Annotated in this window: 16 protein-coding genes and 2 pseudogenes; 2 read left to right on the plus strand and 16 right to left on the minus strand. The window is 56.1% G+C overall.

The genetic code is table 11. The annotated features are described in order from the left end of the window. Nucleotides 1-176: 176 nt before the first annotated feature. Both ACSQ3H_RS29155 and ACSQ3H_RS29160 read right to left on the minus strand, forming a co-directional pair. Nucleotides 177-1,379, minus strand: coding sequence for a ZIP family metal transporter (locus ACSQ3H_RS29155; protein ID WP_436120528.1), 1,203 nt, complete (start codon nucleotides 1,377-1,379; stop codon nucleotides 177-179). After that, nucleotides 1,376-2,497 (minus strand): multicopper oxidase domain-containing protein, encoded by a 1,122-nt coding sequence (locus ACSQ3H_RS29160; protein ID WP_436120529.1) that lies wholly within the window; start codon nucleotides 2,495-2,497, stop codon nucleotides 1,376-1,378. The genes ACSQ3H_RS29155 and ACSQ3H_RS29160 overlap by 4 nt, the downstream gene beginning before the upstream one ends. A gap of 116 nt (nucleotides 2,498-2,613) precedes the next feature. On the opposite strand from ACSQ3H_RS29160, the gene mntR reads away from it, so the two are divergent. Continuing rightward, nucleotides 2,614-3,171 (plus strand): manganese-binding transcriptional regulator MntR, encoded by a 558-nt coding sequence (gene mntR, locus ACSQ3H_RS29165; RefSeq protein WP_436120530.1) that lies wholly within the window; start codon nucleotides 2,614-2,616, stop codon nucleotides 3,169-3,171. Between the two features lie 156 nt (nucleotides 3,172-3,327). Here mntR and ACSQ3H_RS29170 read toward each other — a convergent pair whose 3' ends face one another. From ACSQ3H_RS29170 to ACSQ3H_RS29215, 10 genes are all read right to left on the minus strand, one after another. Beyond that, the gene (locus tag ACSQ3H_RS29170; protein ID WP_436120531.1) at nucleotides 3,328-4,110 is read right to left on the minus strand and encodes an ATP-binding cassette domain-containing protein; all 783 of its coding nucleotides are present in this window, start codon (nucleotides 4,108-4,110) and stop codon (nucleotides 3,328-3,330) included. Beyond that, on the minus strand, nucleotides 4,103-6,358 hold the full coding sequence (locus tag ACSQ3H_RS29175) for an ABC transporter permease (RefSeq protein ID WP_436120532.1): 2,256 nt from the start codon (nucleotides 6,356-6,358) through the stop codon (nucleotides 4,103-4,105). The genes ACSQ3H_RS29170 and ACSQ3H_RS29175 overlap by 8 nt, the downstream gene beginning before the upstream one ends. A gap of 83 nt (nucleotides 6,359-6,441) precedes the next feature. Next, entirely contained in the window at nucleotides 6,442-7,524 is a 1,083-nt protein-coding gene (locus ACSQ3H_RS29180; RefSeq protein WP_436120533.1) for a substrate-binding domain-containing protein, read from the minus strand. 412 nt (nucleotides 7,525-7,936) lie between these two features. Next, nucleotides 7,937-8,899, minus strand: coding sequence for a DUF6454 family protein (locus tag ACSQ3H_RS29185; protein WP_436120534.1), 963 nt, complete (start codon nucleotides 8,897-8,899; stop codon nucleotides 7,937-7,939). 158 nt (nucleotides 8,900-9,057) lie between these two features. Further along, nucleotides 9,058-9,588, minus strand: coding sequence for a SixA phosphatase family protein (locus ACSQ3H_RS29190; RefSeq protein ID WP_436120535.1), 531 nt, complete (start codon nucleotides 9,586-9,588; stop codon nucleotides 9,058-9,060). Between the two features lie 303 nt (nucleotides 9,589-9,891). Further along, nucleotides 9,892-10,362 (minus strand): methyltransferase family protein, encoded by a 471-nt coding sequence (locus ACSQ3H_RS29195; protein WP_436120536.1) that lies wholly within the window; start codon nucleotides 10,360-10,362, stop codon nucleotides 9,892-9,894. A gap of 193 nt (nucleotides 10,363-10,555) precedes the next feature. Next, nucleotides 10,556-11,767, minus strand: coding sequence for a sensor histidine kinase (locus ACSQ3H_RS29200; protein ID WP_436120537.1), 1,212 nt, complete (start codon nucleotides 11,765-11,767; stop codon nucleotides 10,556-10,558). Between the two features lie 125 nt (nucleotides 11,768-11,892). Continuing rightward, entirely contained in the window at nucleotides 11,893-12,570 is a 678-nt protein-coding gene (locus tag ACSQ3H_RS29205; RefSeq protein WP_436120538.1) for a response regulator transcription factor, read from the minus strand. Nucleotides 12,571-12,574: 4 nt separating this feature from the next. Next, complete coding sequence (locus ACSQ3H_RS29210; RefSeq protein WP_436120539.1) at nucleotides 12,575-13,135, minus strand: cytochrome b/b6 domain-containing protein; 561 nt, start codon at nucleotides 13,133-13,135, stop codon at nucleotides 12,575-12,577. A 6-nt stretch (nucleotides 13,136-13,141) separates the two neighbouring features. Next, nucleotides 13,142-13,414 (minus strand): PepSY domain-containing protein, encoded by a 273-nt coding sequence (locus tag ACSQ3H_RS29215; protein ID WP_436120540.1) that lies wholly within the window; start codon nucleotides 13,412-13,414, stop codon nucleotides 13,142-13,144. Between the two features lie 246 nt (nucleotides 13,415-13,660). Here ACSQ3H_RS29215 and ACSQ3H_RS29220 point away from each other — a divergent pair, with 246 nt between their 5' ends. Next, the gene (locus tag ACSQ3H_RS29220) at nucleotides 13,661-14,311 is read left to right on the plus strand and encodes a BON domain-containing protein (protein ID WP_436120541.1); all 651 of its coding nucleotides are present in this window, start codon (nucleotides 13,661-13,663) and stop codon (nucleotides 14,309-14,311) included. A gap of 34 nt (nucleotides 14,312-14,345) precedes the next feature. Here the strand turns inward: ACSQ3H_RS29220 and ACSQ3H_RS29225 are convergent. The 4 genes and pseudogenes from ACSQ3H_RS29225 to ACSQ3H_RS29240 all read right to left on the minus strand — a co-directional run bounded on the left by ACSQ3H_RS29225 (nucleotide 14,346) and on the right by ACSQ3H_RS29240 (nucleotide 17,963). Further along, nucleotides 14,346-15,968, minus strand: a pseudogene (locus tag ACSQ3H_RS29225) (MBL fold metallo-hydrolase). Between the two features lie 128 nt (nucleotides 15,969-16,096). Continuing rightward, nucleotides 16,097-16,828 (minus strand): annotated as a pseudogene (locus ACSQ3H_RS29230) (YoaK family protein); the annotation flags it as partial. Nucleotides 16,829-16,865: 37 nt separating this feature from the next. Continuing rightward, on the minus strand, nucleotides 16,866-17,516 hold the full coding sequence (locus ACSQ3H_RS29235) for a helix-turn-helix domain-containing protein (protein ID WP_436120542.1): 651 nt from the start codon (nucleotides 17,514-17,516) through the stop codon (nucleotides 16,866-16,868). 81 nt (nucleotides 17,517-17,597) lie between these two features. Then, nucleotides 17,598-17,963: a transcriptional regulator gene (locus ACSQ3H_RS29240; protein ID WP_436120543.1), complete on the minus strand. Its 366-nt coding sequence runs from the start codon at nucleotides 17,961-17,963 to the stop codon at nucleotides 17,598-17,600. Between the last annotated feature and the right edge of the window lie 71 nt (nucleotides 17,964-18,034).

An 18,034-nucleotide genomic window follows, 5' to 3' on the forward strand; every position in this document is an offset into this window, starting at 1 on the left:
AGTTGAGCGTCGGCTGATCCGCTGCGATCCTGGTTGATTTGGAACTTCGCGATGCTATCGATGTCCTGTCAGATCGCCCAGGACAGCCAGTTTGTAAACACGGTGTCTGAGCCCCAATAGGCCTGAACAATGAGCCCACTACGCGCACCCATTTGGTCAAGTCGCACATCTCGTTGTCAGATTTTGACGAGCATGGCGGTGATGTACATAAACGCGGTTCCTGCTGCCAACCCGCCAAATGTTGAAGGCACGAGCAATGCGGTGATGCCTCGATTGCGTGAGCGGACGATCAGTGCGGTGACCTCGACGATGACTTGGGCAATAGCTCCCGCTCCGATCGCCAGGGCGATCGCCGTCCATTGCGGGGCATAGGCGAGGCTGCCAATCCATATTCCGATAACGGCGGGCGCGCCCGCCAACAGCGCCAGGCCAACAAATGAAACAAGTGTCGGGCTTTTCTTCAGTATCGGAGCCGCAATTCCGATGCCCTCGGTGATGTTATGCAGCGTAAATCCGAGGACCAGGAAAGTCCCGAGCCCGGCCGCGCCTGCGGTGAATGCCGCGCCGATCGCCAGTCCTTCACCGAAATTATGCAGGCCGATACCGAGAGCGATATATGTTGCCAAAGCCAGTCCCGTCGGTGTTCCGTGCCGCCGACCGATACTCATCAGCACAAGGAAACTGGCAACAGCCACAAGCACGACCATGACGCTGCGCTGGAAGATTGCTGCTGACTTTTCAGCAAATTCAAGCGCCTCGACCATCGTATCCACGACCAGGAATGCCAGCAGACCAACAGTCATGGCCAGAAGAAATGTCATTGTTTCGGTCCCCGCGCCACGCAGTGCCGGGTAACACATCAGGCCGATGGCGACGGGCAGAATTCCCACGAACGCACCAAGAATAGCCTGTGCCCCGAGACTTCCAGACGTGGCGGCGGGCGTTGGCACCGCTACGGCAATCTCGTGCTCGAACGTCGCTCCGGTATTTGTGACAAAATTCACCTTGTGCGTCTCTCCAAGCACCCACGGAAAGGGCAAGCTGATCCAGGCTGTTTCACCTCTTGCGACGGGCCCTTGCGGGTCTTGCTGGAACTCCCAATAGGCATCATCGATCTGGACCTGGGCGATCACCATCGGGTCAGAGCCGCCGGCACGCACCAATAATTGCAGTCCGTTGTGATCGAGGATTGTCCGCTCAACTGTCAGGTTTTCGACTGGTGGTGCGCCGTTGTTGAAACTTTGGAGAAAGTTCGCCTGAAGCAGCCAAATGAATGCCAGGGCGAGAACGATGATCGGGACGAGCAACCAGAGCAAACGTGCCAATCCAGAGGGTGCCGCTGCAAGGGACGGAGTAACGTTGACAGGTTCATGCATCATGACACCGTCTCCCTGACATCAAACATGCCCATCCAGCCAAGTTCTGTAAATTCCGATTGATGTGCATGGAACATGTAGAGGCCCGGCTCGTGTTCCTTGAACGTAAACTCGAGAATGCCACGCTGCGCCTGGCACTGCATGATCAGGTCGACGGTCTTCAGCGTTGGCGTCAACGTCGTTCCCTGATCGTAATAGTCAAAGAAATTGGCGTGCAGATGGAACGAGTTGATCGGGTCAAACTCGGTGATATTGACCAGGTAAATGCGAACGGGCCGGTCACGCACGATCTCGATCGGTTCCTTCGCATAGCAATGAGCGATCGTATTGCACGCGTAGAATTCATTTTCGCCGTCGAAGTTCGTATCGAACGCGTTCATGACCATGGCCAATTCTTGCCACTGCGCATTTTCCGACGAACCAAGAAGACGTGATTTTGCAATGCCGGCATATTCCGGATGCCGCTCTGGATCAGGATCGATTACGAACAGACCATACATGCCTTTGTGAAGATGTCTGGTCAGCGGCAAGGCATGGCAATGATACAGATGGCAGCCGAACGGCTTTGCGTCGAATTCATAGACGAACTCTTCACCCGGCTCGATGACGCCCGCGCCGGGAACACCATCCATCCGCGCCGAATGGATCCCGTGAAAATGCAGGGAATGGGGATGTGATCCGTTGTTTTTGAGCGTGATTTTAAGGCGGTCGCCCTCAGTTGCCCGAAGTGCAGGACCAGGTACTCGGCCATTGTAGGTCCAGGCCGAGAACATGACGCCTGGCGCGATCTCAATTTCCTTCTCTTCGACGGTGATCTCAAAGCTGCGTTGTTTGCGGCCGTCCGGCAGTTCCCTGACGGTGCCGGTATACCAGTCCGTCAGCATCGCTGTCGGATCAAAACCGTTGCGGGTATTGTCGACCGAGCCGACAGTGATCATCGCACCGTGTGCCGATCTGTGAGTAGAGGCCGCAACGGCAGCGTTCGCTGCGGGACCTCCATGATGGCCATGGACTTCCTGCGCCGTCGCACTGCTGGAACAGATCGCTGATGCGCCGATTGTCGCAATACTTCCCCCCAACAGACGCCGTCTGCTCAGGGTTGTCTGTCCCCATTTCAGCATTATTCAGTCGCCGCTCCGATTAGCAATTTAAATGAAGTAAAGCATCATACCTATAGTATAGCAAGTGCTATATTCATTTGGTTGCCTTGTTCGCCGAAGCTTGAAAATTTCCTCCAGTGTGGAAATTTGTCAGATTTTATGGAAAAATAGCCAAGGCTATGTTAGAAAATTCCTGCGTTCAAAAGTTTACCGAAGTGAAGAATCACATGAGTCCCGATGACAAACCGCACAGCGATTCCGAGAGTTTGCTCGTTGACCCCAGCACACACATGGAGAGTTTCCGGCGAACCCGTCACAACCGCCGGACGGAGTTGGTCGAGGATTACGTCGAGCTCATCGCGGATCTTATCGAGGACGGGGGCGAGGCCAGGCAGGTCGATATAGCACTGCGTCTTGGAGTGGCTCAGCCGACCGTAGCGAAAATGCTGAAGCGGCTGGCTGCGGACGGCTATATTCAACAGCGCCGATATCGTGGCATCTTTCTGACGGATATCGGCAAGCAGCTCGCGGAACAGAGCCGTGAGCGCCATCACATAGTTGAATCGTTTCTATGCGCCATTGGTATCAGTATTGAGACGGCAAGAATTGATGCAGAAGGCATTGAGCACCACGTCAGTCCGGAAACCTTGGAAGCTTTTAAGCGATTTGTCACGCAGACTATCGCTTTCCCTTGAGTCTTCGGATGGTGGAAGATCTGCTGCGTGCGATATTATCGTCACCCATCAGACATGCCAACGGTTTGGCAAAGCGCGCCATGCGATTGAACATCGGATATTCGAAACGCCCAAGTGTGAACCAGTATTTGCCTGGAAAAGGCGATCCATGACCGGTCAAGTCTCCCTTGCTTCATCGGCTGTAAGCGCGTGTTCGCGCGCGCCGGAGACAATAATCTCCAGCACCTCGTGCTCATCGGTGTCCTTGATGTAGCGATCGCCGACATATTCGCCGCGCTTGAGCACCATGACGCGGTCGCCCACGGCGAAGATGTCGACGAGACGATGCGAAATGATAATCTGGGCGACACCCTGCTTTTTTAGCTCCAGCATGGTTTCGAGCAGGCGCTCTGTCGCCATGACGGAAAGGTTGGCAGTCGGCTCATCGAGGATGACGACGCGCGGCTCGAATGAGATCGCGCGGGCTATCGCTACAGATTGTTGGCGGCCGCCCGACAGGCTTTCGACCTTCTGATAGACCGAGTTCACGTCGACTTTGAGCCGTCTAAGCACGCTGTCAGCTTCCGAGTACATCTTCCGTCGATTGACAAAAAGACCTTTGCGCGGCCAGCGGCCAAGGAAGATGTTCTGGCCGACATCCATGTTGCCGCAAAGTGCGAAATCCTGATAAATCATCTCGATGCCAACATTGCGGCTCTCGTGCGGGCTCTTGAAGTGCACTGGTTCCCCGGCAACGAAGATTTCCCCGGCATCGCGTTGGTAGGCGCCGGTCAGGATCTTCATCAGTGTCGACTTGCCCGCGGAGTTGTCGCCGACCAAGCCAAGAATCTCACCTGGATAAAGCGTGAGATCGACATTGCGAAGCGCCTGCACCGCTCCGAAAGCTTTTTGAATGCCCCGCATTTCCACTATCGGCGCGGATGGTGTCGCTTCAGCCATTGCTACTATCCCGTATTGGCGCGCCTCTTGCGATCCGGGTTCGCAAGATTCCGAAAATATTGGTCTGGCGCACCCATATGTCGATCAGCACTGCCACGATCAGGATGATGCCTATAAAGACATTGATCCAGTGCTGCGGCATGCTGAATCCCTGGACGTTAAGTTGCAAGAGCGCCCGCACGAGCGTGATTACGGCCGCGCCCGCAAGCGCACCGATTACGGTTCCGTAACCACCGAAGATCGACGCGCCGCCTATGATCACGGAAGCGATAGCGTCAAGCTCACGAAATTGGCCGGCGACCGGGTTGAAGCTACGAAAGTAAGCGACGTTAATGATCCCCGCCATGCTCGCGCACAGTGCTGCCAGCACGAGCGAAACGAATCGTACCCGGTCGGTGTTGATGCCGGCGTAAGCAGCGGCGCGCACGTTGCCGCCGGCGGCGCGGACCTTCAGCCCGAACGGTGTATACGCCAGCACAATGCCGGCGATCACGGCGACGAAAAACATCCAGATCGTCTGGACGCTGACGACCTCTGCCACCGTACGAATCATTCCCGATGGTAGCGAAAACTCGAAATGGAGGAGGACGTCATTCACCTTGCGGCCGAACAAGTTGTAGCCCTCCGGCCAGCCGGTCAGTTGTTGTCCGGCGACAAACCAGGCGGCGAGGCCGCGGGCAATGTAGAACATGCCGAGCGTGGCGATGAAGGCAGGTAGTTTGAAGCCGACTGTGACGACGGCGTTGACCACTCCGGCCGTCGTGCCCGCGAGCAGGCCCATCGCTACGGCGGTGAGCGGGTCGGCGCCGAGCACCTTCAAGAAATAGGCCGCGGTGCTGCCGGCAAGGGCGAGCACTGCGCCGACGGAGAGATCGATATCGCCGGCTGCGATGACATAGGTGAGGCCGACCGTGATGAGGGCAAGTTCCGTGTAGTTGAGCAGGATAGCAAAGGTGTTGGGGAGGTTCCACCAATAGTCGGGCCTGAGCGCGAGGCCCGTCAGCCACAACACGGCCGTAAGGATGATGGCGAGCGCGTCGCGGCGGGCGAGAAACTTGCCGAGCCCCGTGGCAGACAGCGCCGTGTCAGTCGCCATTGCACCCTTGGTCTGGACCCCCTCAAGCGCCACGCCGCCCATCTCGTAGGCAGGCGGCGATGGCCGGCCGCGGAGCCACGCCCAAAGTCGGGCGGCGACCTGGCGCCGAATGAGGATAGGCTCCATAAGCACGGCGACGACGAGAAGGAGACCAAGGAAAACCAGCACAGCGCCCGCGGGTAGGGTGAATTTGGCGCCGACTGAAATGTTCTCACCGTCGACAACGACGATGCGCGTGATCGGCCAGCCCTCGCGCAGCACCTTGTCAATCAGGACGACGACCGCTGCGCCAAGGCACGACCCGAACACTCGACCGCGCCCGCCAAGGATCGATGCACCACCGATAATGACGGATGCTATGATGGTAAGCTCCCAGCTTACGCCGTAGAGCGGGGTCACACCCTTATCCTGCGCGGCCGACAGGAGAGCCGCAATGGTCGCGCAAAGCGACGAGAGTAGATATGCGCGAATGCGCACCCAACGCGTGCGAATTCCGGCATAGGCTGCCGCCTGCTCGTTTCCCCCGGTGGCGAAAGTCTCATAACCCCAGCGGGTTTTGGCAAGCACATAGGCTCCGACTATGGCGATAAAGAAGAAGATCGCGATCTGGTTGTTGAAGCCGAGAACATTCGTCTCGCCGAGATGGAAGAAAAGCGGCTGGCCTTTCGCCTTGTCGGAATAGTAGATTGCCTGACCATGCGTCAGTGCGAGCACGAAGCCGCGACCGATGAAAAGCATCGTCAGCGTTGCAATGAAGGCAGGTACTTTCAGGATAGTAACAAGCAAGCCGTTGACTAGGCCTATGACCGTGCCCAAGAGCACACTGAGTATCACGGACGTAATGACGTTGAAGTCGAGAAAGTTCGGCGCATAGAGCCTGGCAAAGACCACAGCGACCAGACCGTAGGTTGAACCAACCGAAAGATCGAGATCCTTGTTAGCGATGACGAAAGTCATGCCGACGGCAATGATCCCCACACGGGACGTATCGCGCAGAAGCGCATGAAGGGCCTCCGTTGATCCGAAGAACGCCGGATTGACGATAGCCCCGCCGAAATAGAGCAGCACAAGGAATACAAGCAGCCCGGCCTCCCAGCCGCCGACGAGCTGGGGCGGTGCACGGCCGAGCGATGTCGTCGTGTTGAGCGCCATGGTTTTCTACCGGCCGGTCCTTTTGTCGCGATGCGGGACGGCTAGCACCCTCCCGCGTTTATCTCAGGCGTTTCGATTGGATATCAGTTTTCGAAGCGCTTGCCGACGTTTGCGACCGTATCCTTCGTTACGAGCTGAGCACGTGTATCGAGATTGGCTGCCGCGATACCGCGATCGATCTGCAGATAAAGCTGCATGACAGGCCAGAAGCCCTGCAGGAAGGGCTGCTGCCCGAGCGAGCCGGTCAGATTCCCCGAGGTGATACCCTCCTGCTGTGCCGGACCGAGATCGAAACCAAAGGCACAAAACTTGCCGGTCCGCCCAATCTGAGCGACCGCCTTGACGAGCGGCGGTGTAAAGACGTTGTTTGCTGTGAAAGCGCCGACAACGTCACCGCGGGACTCGAAGAGCGAAACAAGTGCGTTGACCGGATCGTTCGGGTTGGTGTCGATGCCGACATTCTCTGGACCGGCATCAACCTTGAATGCCTCGAGCTTGCCGGCGTCCTTCAACGTTTTCACGATTGCATTGAACGCAGCGGTTACACGATTGTTCACCTCGATGTTGCCCATCGCCGTCGAGGACGGCAGCACGATCGAGCCGCTGGGCGCACCGCTGGCAAGCACGCAATTTGCGAGCGCCTCGCCGCCGATTGCCGCGGCCGAAGCGTCTTGGCCGGTGTGGCTGATCGCGCTTCGGTGCAGTATAGTGGCGTCGAACGAATTGGTTGTCGCGATCGGGATGCCAGCCGCTTCAGCGGCCTTGACGATGTCATTGTAGGCGCCGACCTGTGGTGTCGTCATAATTATCCCATCGATAGTCGGGTCCTGCACGATCTGGTTCAGGATTTCGATTTCGCGGGCGGGATCATCCACCGGCGATTCCGAACCGAGTAGCAGGATCTTGGCGCCGATCATGTTGCCGGCGACCGTTGCGCCGACATAGACAGGGTCAAAAAAGCCGTTGCCCGCCGTGTGCGTCACGATTGCAAATGTCAAATGACCGTCGGCCGAATGGAAATCCTTCGTCGCGGCGGCCTCCTTTGCGGCTTCCTCGAAATTATAGCCGCCAACCGCTTTTTCTACACTGCCGGATTGTGCGAAGGCGTGCGAGACGCCAAGCGACAACGCCGCGGCGGTTGCCGCGAGCAAGAAAATACGCCTCATGATTAGTCCTCCCTTGTAACCAAGGGACCGAAAGCCGTTCGGGCGCACTTATCGAGAGGGCTCCGAATGCTTCCTCCCCTTCGGTGATATTCTGCGCAAATCCGGTCCAAGTAAATGGTAAACTCCCCAAACAAGGATTTTTGACGCGATGATTGAATTCGCCGCGGTGGGCGGATGCGGGGAAATCCCTGTGTGCCGCCGACAGTCTTGCGGCTTCCCACGTCGCTCTGCCGTCACGGAAAAGAAGAAGCCCAATTCACCGGAACGCAAAAAACCAGTGAATCGGACTTCACGCTGCCTTGGGGGGCTTGGCAGCGATGGCATTCTCCGAATAAGTCTGTCGAAATCAAGAGCGCATTGGTCAGAGTGGGGCATCTCGAGCACGTGTGCTGAGCAGCCAGTGCCAGTCGCGTTATTTTCCCTCCACGTCGTAAATATAGATGATCGATCTGTCGTCTTCAGGTGCGAAATAGGCCCTGAGACCATTAACCGTCTGTTCGATCCAGAACGGGTTTTGTGTCATGGGAAGCCCTGCTGCCGTCCAGAGCTGAACCGGAATTTGATAGACGGGCTGACTCGTGGCAAGATTGACGATCTCGAGTCCGCCCAGCGCGAATTTTGGGCCATCCTTCTTGATCTGATAGTTGGTCAGCCCACCACACAGCATTTCGCTGTGGTCAAGATATTTACAATCCTGATAATCGATATAGTGGGACGGGTTCAGCGTGGCCAATTGTCCACGGTCAACATCGGCGTTGGTTACTTGTCCGTTGTCGTCAAGTGTAAAGGCGTAGAAGCGCCGCGATCCCCAGCTGACTGCATTCAGCGTCTTCTTCTCGGTGTCATGTATTATACCGCCAAGATGATCCTTGTAGCGAAATACTTCCTGCGGCTTCATCGTTTCGGGGTCGACTTTGTAGATGATGGACGCGCTGTTCGGCCTGTATTCGGCAACCGGCACGAAGATCGCTTTTCCATCGAAGTCAATTCCGCCCGGGTGATAGATCGAGCCGTCGCCGAGGATGACATCCTCGACAAGATTGCCTTTCGAATCGACCTTGAAGAGGTGACCCCTGCCTTCTCCCGTATCGCGATCATAACCGCCCTCCGGCTTGTCGTATTTCGTGGTGGGCTTGGTGATCTCCACCGACGTGAAGTAGAAAAAGTTACCGATCTTCACCATTCCCTGTGGGTGGAACGTAGGAAAGGACAGTTGGATTTGCCCAACAGGCTTCCAGACGGTTCCCCGGTCCAACGTCTTGACCCTATCGCTGATCGTGCTTCCGGTATCAGCGGTCTGCGAGAGGGCGGGGGAAGTAACAACCATCATCAAGGCGGCCATTGGGGTTGCTAATTTGCTGAGACTTTCGAACATCCTACGCTCCTTCACTGTCAGGTCTTTTCGCCAGACGTACAATGGAACGGTGACAGCCGCGTGAATTGAAAGAGCTTTCCCAAGCCCATTGGTTACGTGCGCGCAACTGATGACCACCCGGACGGATCTCGGAGACGTGAAAGGGTCCCCAACCGCACTTATTCGACGTCCGCAAGGCCGCCGATGGACTTCGGTGTCTCGAACCGTTCAAGTTGGCCCAGGCCTTCGGACACGTCACTCCAGCGTTTGACATCGAACTCGATCACGACAAGCCCCGCTGTCGGGAACTTTCGGTGTAGTCGCGACAGATCGGATGGACTTCCCTTTCCAATGAGCCTGAGCGCAAGGTCCTGCAACCCCGGATTATGTCCGACGAGCAACAGCGCCTTAACATCAGGTGCTGTTGTGTTGATAACATCAAGGATCGCCTTTGCCGAAGCGTCGTAAATGCGCGATTCTTTTCGCTGGGAAATATCGCGCTTAAAGGCGGCACGTACAAGTTTCCAGGTTTCTCTGGCGCGCCGCGCGGTCGATACAATAGCGAGGTTGGGCCGCAGTCTTTCCTTTGCCATGTAGGTGCCCATCAGCGGGCTGTTCTGACGACCGCGCTTGGCTAGTGGGCGCTCATGGTCATCGATACCGTCGGGCCAATCCGATTTGGCGTGGCGAAGCAGTATCAACCGGCGCATCAGCGCATTCCTCCCGCTCATATATCTTGCAGTCAAGGAGAATACTGCCAATGGCGCGATCCACTCAAGGGCCCCTGGAGATATCGTAGATAATTGGAACGTTTTCGTGAAACAATTGGAGATTGACGAGTGGACAAGCCGTTCAATTCCCGCGCTTCTCCCCAAGGGCGAAGGATACCAGTTCCTGTTGTACGGCGACTCCTGCTCGGCGGAAGTGCGCAACGATCCAACGAGCGAAACTGCGAGCACCTGTCGCGGCGCGACTCAGGCTCCACCGCCTCGGGACCGATCTGCTGCCACGCGCTACAACCAGCGCCGCACATGCGCGCGGTAGTGGCGATAGGCGTCGCCGAACTTGCGCTCGAGATAGGCTTCCTCGCGGGCCACCACGCCGTAGCGGATCACGAGGGCGAAAGGCACGAGCGTCCCGGGCAGCCAAAGGCTATCGAAGGCAATGGCGAGACCGACGAGCCCGAGAAACATGCCGAGGTAGATGGGATTGCGCGTGAAGCGGTAGGGTCCGGTCTGGACGATGGTGGTGGTAGGCATGCTGGTGGGCACGTTCGAGCCGGCTCTGGTGATGGTGACGATCGCCCAGGCGACCAGCGCCAGCGCTAGAACGAACACCATCCCGCCGACCCAACCCGCGGGCACAGAGGCTGGCATGAACGGCAAGGACACGACCCATTGCAGGGCGAGTCCGGCGAACACCGCGAGCGCCCACGCGATCGGCGGCCGAATTATGACATTGGCGGTGTCTGTCAGGTCACTCATGGCGGGACTGGTGAAACTTGGGCACTGTTACCTTAACTTTCGTTGAGATCCGTTTCGGTCTTTGCTCTCTCGATTAAGCGTTTTTGAGGCAGGAATGAAGACAGATAGCAGCGCTGCCCAGCTCCAGGGTTTGATCAGGGTCAAAGCGTTGGATAGAAACTGATTGGTGGGCGGAACGTTGGTCGTTGCCCAGTCAGTCGATTGATCTTCCGCCGTGCATTGGAAAGGAGATGACTGCATTGCTGCCGTTGCGCGTCTTTTCGAACCGGAATGCGGAACCATGTATCGTTGCAATTCGATCGATGATTTCCAGTCCAATGCCACGCATGTTTCCATCATCGCGCTCGACGGGGGTCTCAGGCCACCGTGGGGGACCCGCATTGTCATAAACGCCAACCGTGCTGTCTTCGCCGACTCTGACTGTGATCAATGTGCCCGCCTGGGTATGTTTGACGGCATTCTCGATCAAATTCCGCAGCGCGTCCCGTATCAAGCTTCCGATGGCAGGTACGATCAGTTGGCCGCTCTCCTCGAAAGCAATTGAATGATACGTCTGATATACCCAAGGAGCGAGACTTTCGATTAGCCCCTCTGCAAGCTTGTTGATGTTTGTCGACTGAAATTGCTTTCGGTCTACTCCGTCCAGATTTCCCAACGCTGATAACTGCTGCACAAATTGTACCAGGTCGTCGAGGTCTTTTTCGGCCTTTCGGGCGCGCGGATGAACTATTCGCTCAAGTTCCAGCTTGATGATCGCCAGGGGGGTTCGAACTTCATGTGCGATGGCGGAAGTCAACAGCTTCTGGGCTTGCATGAGATGGCGAACGCGGTCGAATGCTTCATTCATCGCCCCGGCCAGTTGCGCCACCTCAAGCGGCATCCCGATGGTGTCGAGTCGTGATTGTGGGTCAGCGGCGTCGATGGCTGCTGCTTCTCTCGCAGCCCGCCGCACCGGACGCAGCGCCGTGGTTATCGACAACAGTGTCGCGCCAAGGACAAAGACGACGAGAATGCCCATTGGCACAATCATATGATCTGTCACTTCGTTCCACAGGACCGCATTTACCCGTTTGTCCGGATCGCCGATGGTTGCGATTTCCAAGATGAAGGGCTGGTGCGCGATTTCCACTGTTTCCCCGCCGGCAAGCGTGAGTGGTTTGCCCGGCTCGATAATTCGAAGCCAGAAATCTGGGGTCTTCAAATCGGCGGGAAGAAATTGCTCAGTGCATTGTTCCGTGCAGTTGGAAAACAGGATTCGTCCCGATCCGTCGCGAATTCGGGCAAAATATCCGGTTGTCTGACTCCCATATCGATCAACCAGTTCGAGCGGAAGTTCAAACGTCGGCGACACGCCACCCGTTCCAATACCTTTGGCAAGTTCGGATACCTCTTGTTCGACCAGCAACCGGCCAAGTTCCTCATCGTTCCAAAGTAATCGGCAAGGACAATCAGCAACTGCGCGAGCATTGCCAGGATTGCAAAAAGCACGATACGGAGCCACAATCTGCCCGAGAGGTTGGGATCGCCGCATCAAGGATTGCTTTCATACAACATATACCCCACCCCTCTGATTGTTTCGACGGAAAGACCTGTGTCGAAGTATTCCAGCTTCTTCCTCAGTCTGGATATCGCCAGTTCCACTGCGTTCGACGTCCGCTCGTCGCCGAATTCAGAAAATGCGCTTTCCAGTCTTCGTTTGGGGAGAACACGACCCGCATTGCGCATCAAATGTTCGAGCACAGCACATTCCCGCGGGGCAAGGAATATTTGTTCGTTGCCGCAATTGACCAATGACGTTGCGAGGTTGAGTGTGAGATTCCCGAATGCGAGCTCCGGCATTACCGTCTGGGGAGGGCGACGGAGCAAGGCTCTCATCCGGGCCAGAAGTTCTCCATTGTTGAAAGGTTTGACGAGATAATCGTCGGCACCTGCGTCGAGACCGACGATCCGCTCATCGATCGTACTTCTAGCTGTCAGGATCAGGACAGGAATTTCGTGTCCCAGCTTGCGCAAAGATCCGAGCGTTTCGATGCCGTCTTCATCGGGCAATCCGAGATCGAGCAGTACAATATCATACTCGGCTCCGGACATGGCATGGCGAGCGTCTTCCCCCGTTGCAAATGAATCCACCTGCCAATTCGCATCCCGCAGAGTCTCGCTGATGAGGTGGCGCAGACGCGCACTATCTTCAATCAACAGTACTCTCATATTCTCACCGTCGTTTTTTTCCCGTGACCATCGACCAAACCAGATTTTCCCTCAACCGCCAGCTTTCAAAGATAGCGGATGCTGCGTGCAACAACGCCAAAACCATAATCATGTTGCCTGAGAGCGCATGTAGGGATTTTACGAGCTTGTTTCCCCAAAAAACATCCGTTCCCATAAGCCAGCCAGTCAAACAGCTAAAGGCAAGCAGCCCCATGAGCGCAAGCATCATTACTGCTCCCAGCGGGGAATGGCCGACGTGACGACTGACGTGGCCCTGCTTTAATTCACGCAGATGTCCCACAATCTTGCTCGGGGTCGGGAAAAACTCCGTGAACCGCGCGTAGCGTGTTCCAGCCACGCCCCAGACGAGACGGACTGTCAATACAGCCGCAATGACGTATCCCGTCACGCGATGCCAATATTTCCCCTCCTCAAGAATCCAAAGATTGAGGATGACACCGCAAACGACAGTCCAGTGGAAGAGCCGAACAATCGGGTCCCATACCTTGATAGTTGCTCCTGTGGAGGGGCGGGTCCCCTCCACGTCAACCGAGAACTGGTCCATGATGCGTTATCCATCGATTTCGGATTTGACAATGTCGCCCGACATCGGATTGAAATAAACCTCGGCTTTCTTGCCTTCCCTATTCCAACCGTAGATTTCGTAACAGCTTCCGGTTGTTTCGAAGGTTTTCACCTTATAACCGAGGTCGGCGATCTTTTTCTGCATAGCCGTCTCGGACATCCACTTGGCCTTTGGCTCCTTGGTGCATGCAGGACTTGCCAAGGCTACGGCAGGAGACAGCAGAAGGATTGAGAGTGCTGCGACAGTCTGAAGTTTCATAGGTCTTTTCCTTTTTCCCCGCGTCCGGGAGCGGCACGGTGAAACGTTCATAATTCGGGCAAGCTGTCTGTTAGCTGTCGAAAGGATGATTTCCGTCCGCCGACTTTCCCAAATACCCATCTCGGATCGACAGGATCATTAGTGGTAACGCTGCCATTTTGCTTTGACCTTGATCAATGCCTCTGTTGTCACGCGGCGCGAGAATTGGAGCCTCGGCATTGGCCGTTTGCTCAAAGGATCACTACGATGAACGACATGGTTTTGCGACAGAACATTCTCGACGAACTCGAATTCGAACCAAGCCTCAACGCTGCAAACATCGGCGTCTCGGTCGAAAATGGAGTCGTCACTTTGACGGGCCATGTGCCCACCTACATAGAAAAGAATACCGCGGCCGACGTCGTGTGCCGCGTCAAGGGAGTTCGCGGGATTGCGCAGGATATGGAAGTGCGCCCAGTTGGTAGTCATCGTACAGCTGACGACGAGATCGCCAAGCGTGCTTTGAATATTCTCAGCTGGAGCGCCGCTATTCCTGATGGGGCCGTTCAGGTTCAGGTCGATGACGGATGGGTGGTACTCACTGGCACAGTCGAATGGAACTATCAGAAAATCGCTGCGACGGAAGCGGTCCGAACGCTGGCGGGTGTATTCGACGTTGCCAACAATATTCAGGTCAGACCGTATGTGTCGTCGTTTGATGTCAAGAGGCGGATCGAGGACGCGTTTAAGAGAAGCGCGCAGCTCGAACCGTCCGGCATTCGAGTCACTGTCGACGACGCTGGCAAGGTAACTCTCGAAGGACAGGTCAAAGCCTGGGGAGCGCGCGGCTCTGCGGTCCGGGCAGCATGGTCGGCACCCGGCGTTAAAGCGGTCGAGGACTTGCTCACCGTCGCCTGATTATCTGAGGCTCGGCGGCCAGCACGGCCGCCAGCTATACCCTTTCACTTTCGGGAACTGGGTCCAGCGCACGCCTAAGGCGACGAATTACGATTGCTCTTCCTCGCTGGTCTGCCTGGTTACCGACAGCTTGGTTGATGTCCAGCAACAAGCGCGAAAGTTCGTTGTGCCAGTCGAGATGCGCTACGTCCGCCGGCAGCAAACGGCGTAGGCGACCCGTTTCGACACGACGGGCTCCGTCCTTTGTCAATTCAAATGCTTCATCCAGAATGGGAGCTATGATCCCTGTCGTTGGCGAGAGCGTAGAGAGACGTTTTTTCAATACGTTGAGCCCGCTTTCTTCACCATGCGCGAGAAAAATCTCATGCCGTATTGGAAAGCGTTTGTGCACCCAGCTTTGGAGTTCCGGCGCGTCCGCATGGCCCGAATAGAGGTCGAGCTGACGAATTTGTGCCTTGACCTCTATCTCCTCGCCTTGAATTCTTACCCGCTTGGCTCCGTCAAGCAGTATCCGGCCCAACGTACCCTGGGCCTGGAAGCCCACAAGCAGCAACGTGGCTTCCCTGCGCCACAGGTTGGCCTTGAGGTGATGACGGATGCGCCCCGCATCACACATGCCACTTGCCGCTATGACGATGAAATTGCCGCTTATCTTATTGATTGCCTTGCTCTGTTCCACTGTCTCCGTGAAATGAACATTGGCAGCAGAAAGGGCCTCCAGGAGAACGTCGCCGTTCTCAATCTCCGCCGCATGGCGCTCAAAAATTTCGGACGCCCGTGTCGCCAAGGGCGAGTCGACGAAGATCGACGTCGTCGGGATGCTTCCGTCTTTCATTAACAAGGACAGATCCACAAGCAATTCCTAGGTGCGTTCCACCGCGAAGGAGGGGATGATGAGCGGCCCCCCAGCCTCGGCTGCACGCCGCACCTCGTCGCGTAAACATTTCCGGCGCAGGTCCGCCGAAACATCACCGCGATCCCGATCGCCATAGGTGGATTCGCCTATAAGGTAATCCAAGTCGACGGGCCCCTCCGGTTCGAACTGCAGGAGCTTGTGGTGCGGCCCGATGTCTCCGGAAAAAAGAAGACGGAGTGAACTGCTTTCGCCTCTTTCGATTTCGATCTCGACTGAAGCCGATCCCAAAAGATGGCCGGCGTTCCAGAAGCGAGCTTTGATGCCATCGGCGACCGGAAACCATTGCAGATATTGTTCAGGTCGAAACAACAGCATGCAGGCTGCCGCATCTTCCTGCGTGTAGATCGGAGCAACCGTTTCCCTGCCGCGCCTTGCGTTGCGACGGTTCAATTGCTCGACTTCCATTTCCTGAATGTGCGCAGAATCCGGCAACATCACCGAACATAGATCGACGGACGCCAACGTTGCGAAAATGTGCCCTGCGAAACCGTGCTTGACGAGCTTCGGCAACAGGCCACTGTGGTCTATGTGAGCATGTGAAAGAATGACGGCGTCTATTGACGTGGGTTCAAAAGGGAATGGCTCATAGTTGAGCGCGCGCTCCGATTTCGAACCTTGAAACATCCCGCAGTCGACCAGGATACGCGTTTCTTCTGTCTCTATTTCAAAACAGGAGCCGGTGACGCCGTGTGCCGCTCCATGGAAGTGCAGTCGAGAGTTTAGCATTGGGTTTGCTTCCATCTGGGTTGGGAAAAAAATCGAGCCCTGAATTGGCAAAACTTTCTATCCGAAAGTCCCGAAGCGCATTGATCCGGGTCAAACCGAGGTGGACGCAATATTCACCGCGCCAGAGTTTCATTCAGTGTTGTTTTCACATCGGCGAAGAACGGGACAGCCGCAGCGACCAGAAGGACGAGGGCTAGAAATATCGTTGCACCAAAGCCGGCAAATCTGAATCCCACTGCGCCAACGATGCCCCCGGCAAAGAACAGGAATACCAGCGATGTGTGAACCTTCAGTTTCGTTCGGTCCGCGCGCACCAGGGGTCTGGCAATGTCGTCGCGCGCTATATTCCAATAGAAAAGCTTTCCCAGTTCAATTCCCATATCTGTGGTCATCCCCGTAACGTGGGTGGTCCGAATTCGAGCATTGGAAAGCTTGGTGATCACGGCGTTTTGCAGGCCCATGATAAAGCATAGGAGCATCACGGTCACAGGGACAAACAGCCATTCGTGCTGCGATAGATTGCTGCCCATAAGGCCAAAGCAAAGCAGCAGAACGGCCTCGATCATGATCGGAAAAGCGTATTCGCTTTGCAGCGACTGTCGCCGTCCCCAATTGACGAGGATAGCCGAAACAGCCGCGCCTGCGACAAACGAGGCAAACGCGGCAAATCCCGAAAGCGCAAATTTGACATCGCCTAAAGCAAAGCTGTCGGCCATAGACGACACGATGCCCGACATGTGCGAGGTGTACTGTTTTACTGCCAGAAAACCTCCGGCATTCGCCGCACCCGCGACAAAGGTCAGGATGTAGGCCAAGTGGCGGTCGGCAGGGTCGCTTCTTACCCGTCCCGTCAGCCGGCGCAAATAGTTCCTCATGGTATAGCCACAAGCATAATCAATCAACTACGCTGGTCTATTCACTCATTGCCTGAAGGGCGTTCCACTTTTTGATCTCGGCGCTTCGCAGAGTTGGAAGGGCGATGATTCCCTTGTCCTTCAACTTTGAAAATACCCTGGACACGGTTTCGATGGTGAGACCAAGATAGTCGCCTATGTCCATGCGTGACATAGGAAGATCCACCTGTTCCAATCCACCCTGACGTTCCGCCAGATCAAGGAGGAATGCGGCCACGCGCTCGGCTGCTGTCTGACGGCCGAGAACGAGCAAATGTTCCTGCGCGCGGGTAAGACTGCGCAATGTCAGTGAGAAAAGTTCCTCGGAGATGTCGCCGAGCTTCACGCGCGGAAATAACCGGAGGTTTGTGCTCGTTATCGCTTCCGCAAAGAAATGGTGGTTTGCGTCGGCTTCGAGACCGAAGACTTCGCCGGATAGATAAAATGCGCTGATCTGCCTCCGACCGTCGGCGAGTAACCGATAGACACGGACAGCACCAAACTCGACCTGGTAAATGTTTCCCGCTTTTTCGCCCTGGGCGTAAATCTCGGAGCCCGGAGCAAAGAACGAAATTTGTTGCAGACGAGCGGGGCCGAACGGTAATGGAACGATTGGGTGATCGATGCCATCTGATCTGAGCTGCGCTGGAATTGTGGTGTAGGCTAGCATAACGATCTCCCATTCAATCTGATGGGACAACACTGGCTGATATCATCACACTGCGAAATTCGTTTAAGTACCTACGCGTTTCTACGTAAGTTGACCTGCGCCGCCAGCTTCGTCGGTCAATCTAACGGCCGTTATTAAGGCGTTGCCCAGGATGGGCTTTCGAAGCACCCTGACGCCGAGCGCATCAGGCATGGAGCGAGAGCGGTCCACCAGCAGCAATACGGGCTTGTGGAATCGTCGGACCGCAGCCATCGCGAATGGGTCGTCCAAAAGTGCTTCTTCGTCTACGACGACGCAACTGCCCTCGGCGGCACTGGGCGATGCAAGGGCAGCGTTCACGTCGTCGAACGAGAGAACCGCAAAGCCTTCAACCTCGAGCGCAAACTCAAGCGACCGTCGCAACCCATAGTCCGGGGCAACAACAAGGACTTGGCTTGAATTGGACAATGGGCATCCCCTCTAAACATGACCGAACGATCGGTGGCCGGCAAAGATGGCCCCAAATGGTTTAATTGTGT

It is taken from the genome of Phyllobacterium sp. LjRoot231 (assembly GCF_964253365.1).
GTDB lineage: Bacteria > Pseudomonadota > Alphaproteobacteria > Rhizobiales > Rhizobiaceae > Phyllobacterium.

Coding starts and splice junctions, on each gene's coding strand:
- ACSQ3H_RS29155 (WP_436120528.1), bottom strand. CDS start 1,379: ATGATGCATGAACCTGTCAACGTTACTCCGTCCCTTGCAGCGGCACCC.
- ACSQ3H_RS29160 (WP_436120529.1), bottom strand. CDS start 2,497: ATGCTGAAATGGGGACAGACAACCCTGAGCAGACGGCGTCTGTTGGGG.
- ACSQ3H_RS29170 (WP_436120531.1), bottom strand. CDS start 4,110: ATGGCTGAAGCGACACCATCCGCGCCGATAGTGGAAATGCGGGGCATT.
- ACSQ3H_RS29175 (WP_436120532.1), bottom strand. CDS start 6,358: ATGGCGCTCAACACGACGACATCGCTCGGCCGTGCACCGCCCCAGCTC.
- ACSQ3H_RS29180 (WP_436120533.1), bottom strand. CDS start 7,524: ATGAGGCGTATTTTCTTGCTCGCGGCAACCGCCGCGGCGTTGTCGCTT.
- ACSQ3H_RS29185 (WP_436120534.1), bottom strand. CDS start 8,899: ATGTTCGAAAGTCTCAGCAAATTAGCAACCCCAATGGCCGCCTTGATG.
- ACSQ3H_RS29190 (WP_436120535.1), bottom strand. CDS start 9,588: ATGCGCCGGTTGATACTGCTTCGCCACGCCAAATCGGATTGGCCCGAC.
- ACSQ3H_RS29195 (WP_436120536.1), bottom strand. CDS start 10,362: ATGAGTGACCTGACAGACACCGCCAATGTCATAATTCGGCCGCCGATC.
- ACSQ3H_RS29205 (WP_436120538.1), bottom strand. CDS start 12,570: ATGAGAGTACTGTTGATTGAAGATAGTGCGCGTCTGCGCCACCTCATC.
- ACSQ3H_RS29210 (WP_436120539.1), bottom strand. CDS start 13,135: ATGGACCAGTTCTCGGTTGACGTGGAGGGGACCCGCCCCTCCACAGGA.
- ACSQ3H_RS29215 (WP_436120540.1), bottom strand. CDS start 13,414: ATGAAACTTCAGACTGTCGCAGCACTCTCAATCCTTCTGCTGTCTCCT.
- ACSQ3H_RS29220 (WP_436120541.1), top strand. CDS start 13,661: ATGAACGACATGGTTTTGCGACAGAACATTCTCGACGAACTCGAATTC.
- ACSQ3H_RS29235 (WP_436120542.1), bottom strand. CDS start 17,516: ATGCTAGCCTACACCACAATTCCAGCGCAGCTCAGATCAGATGGCATC.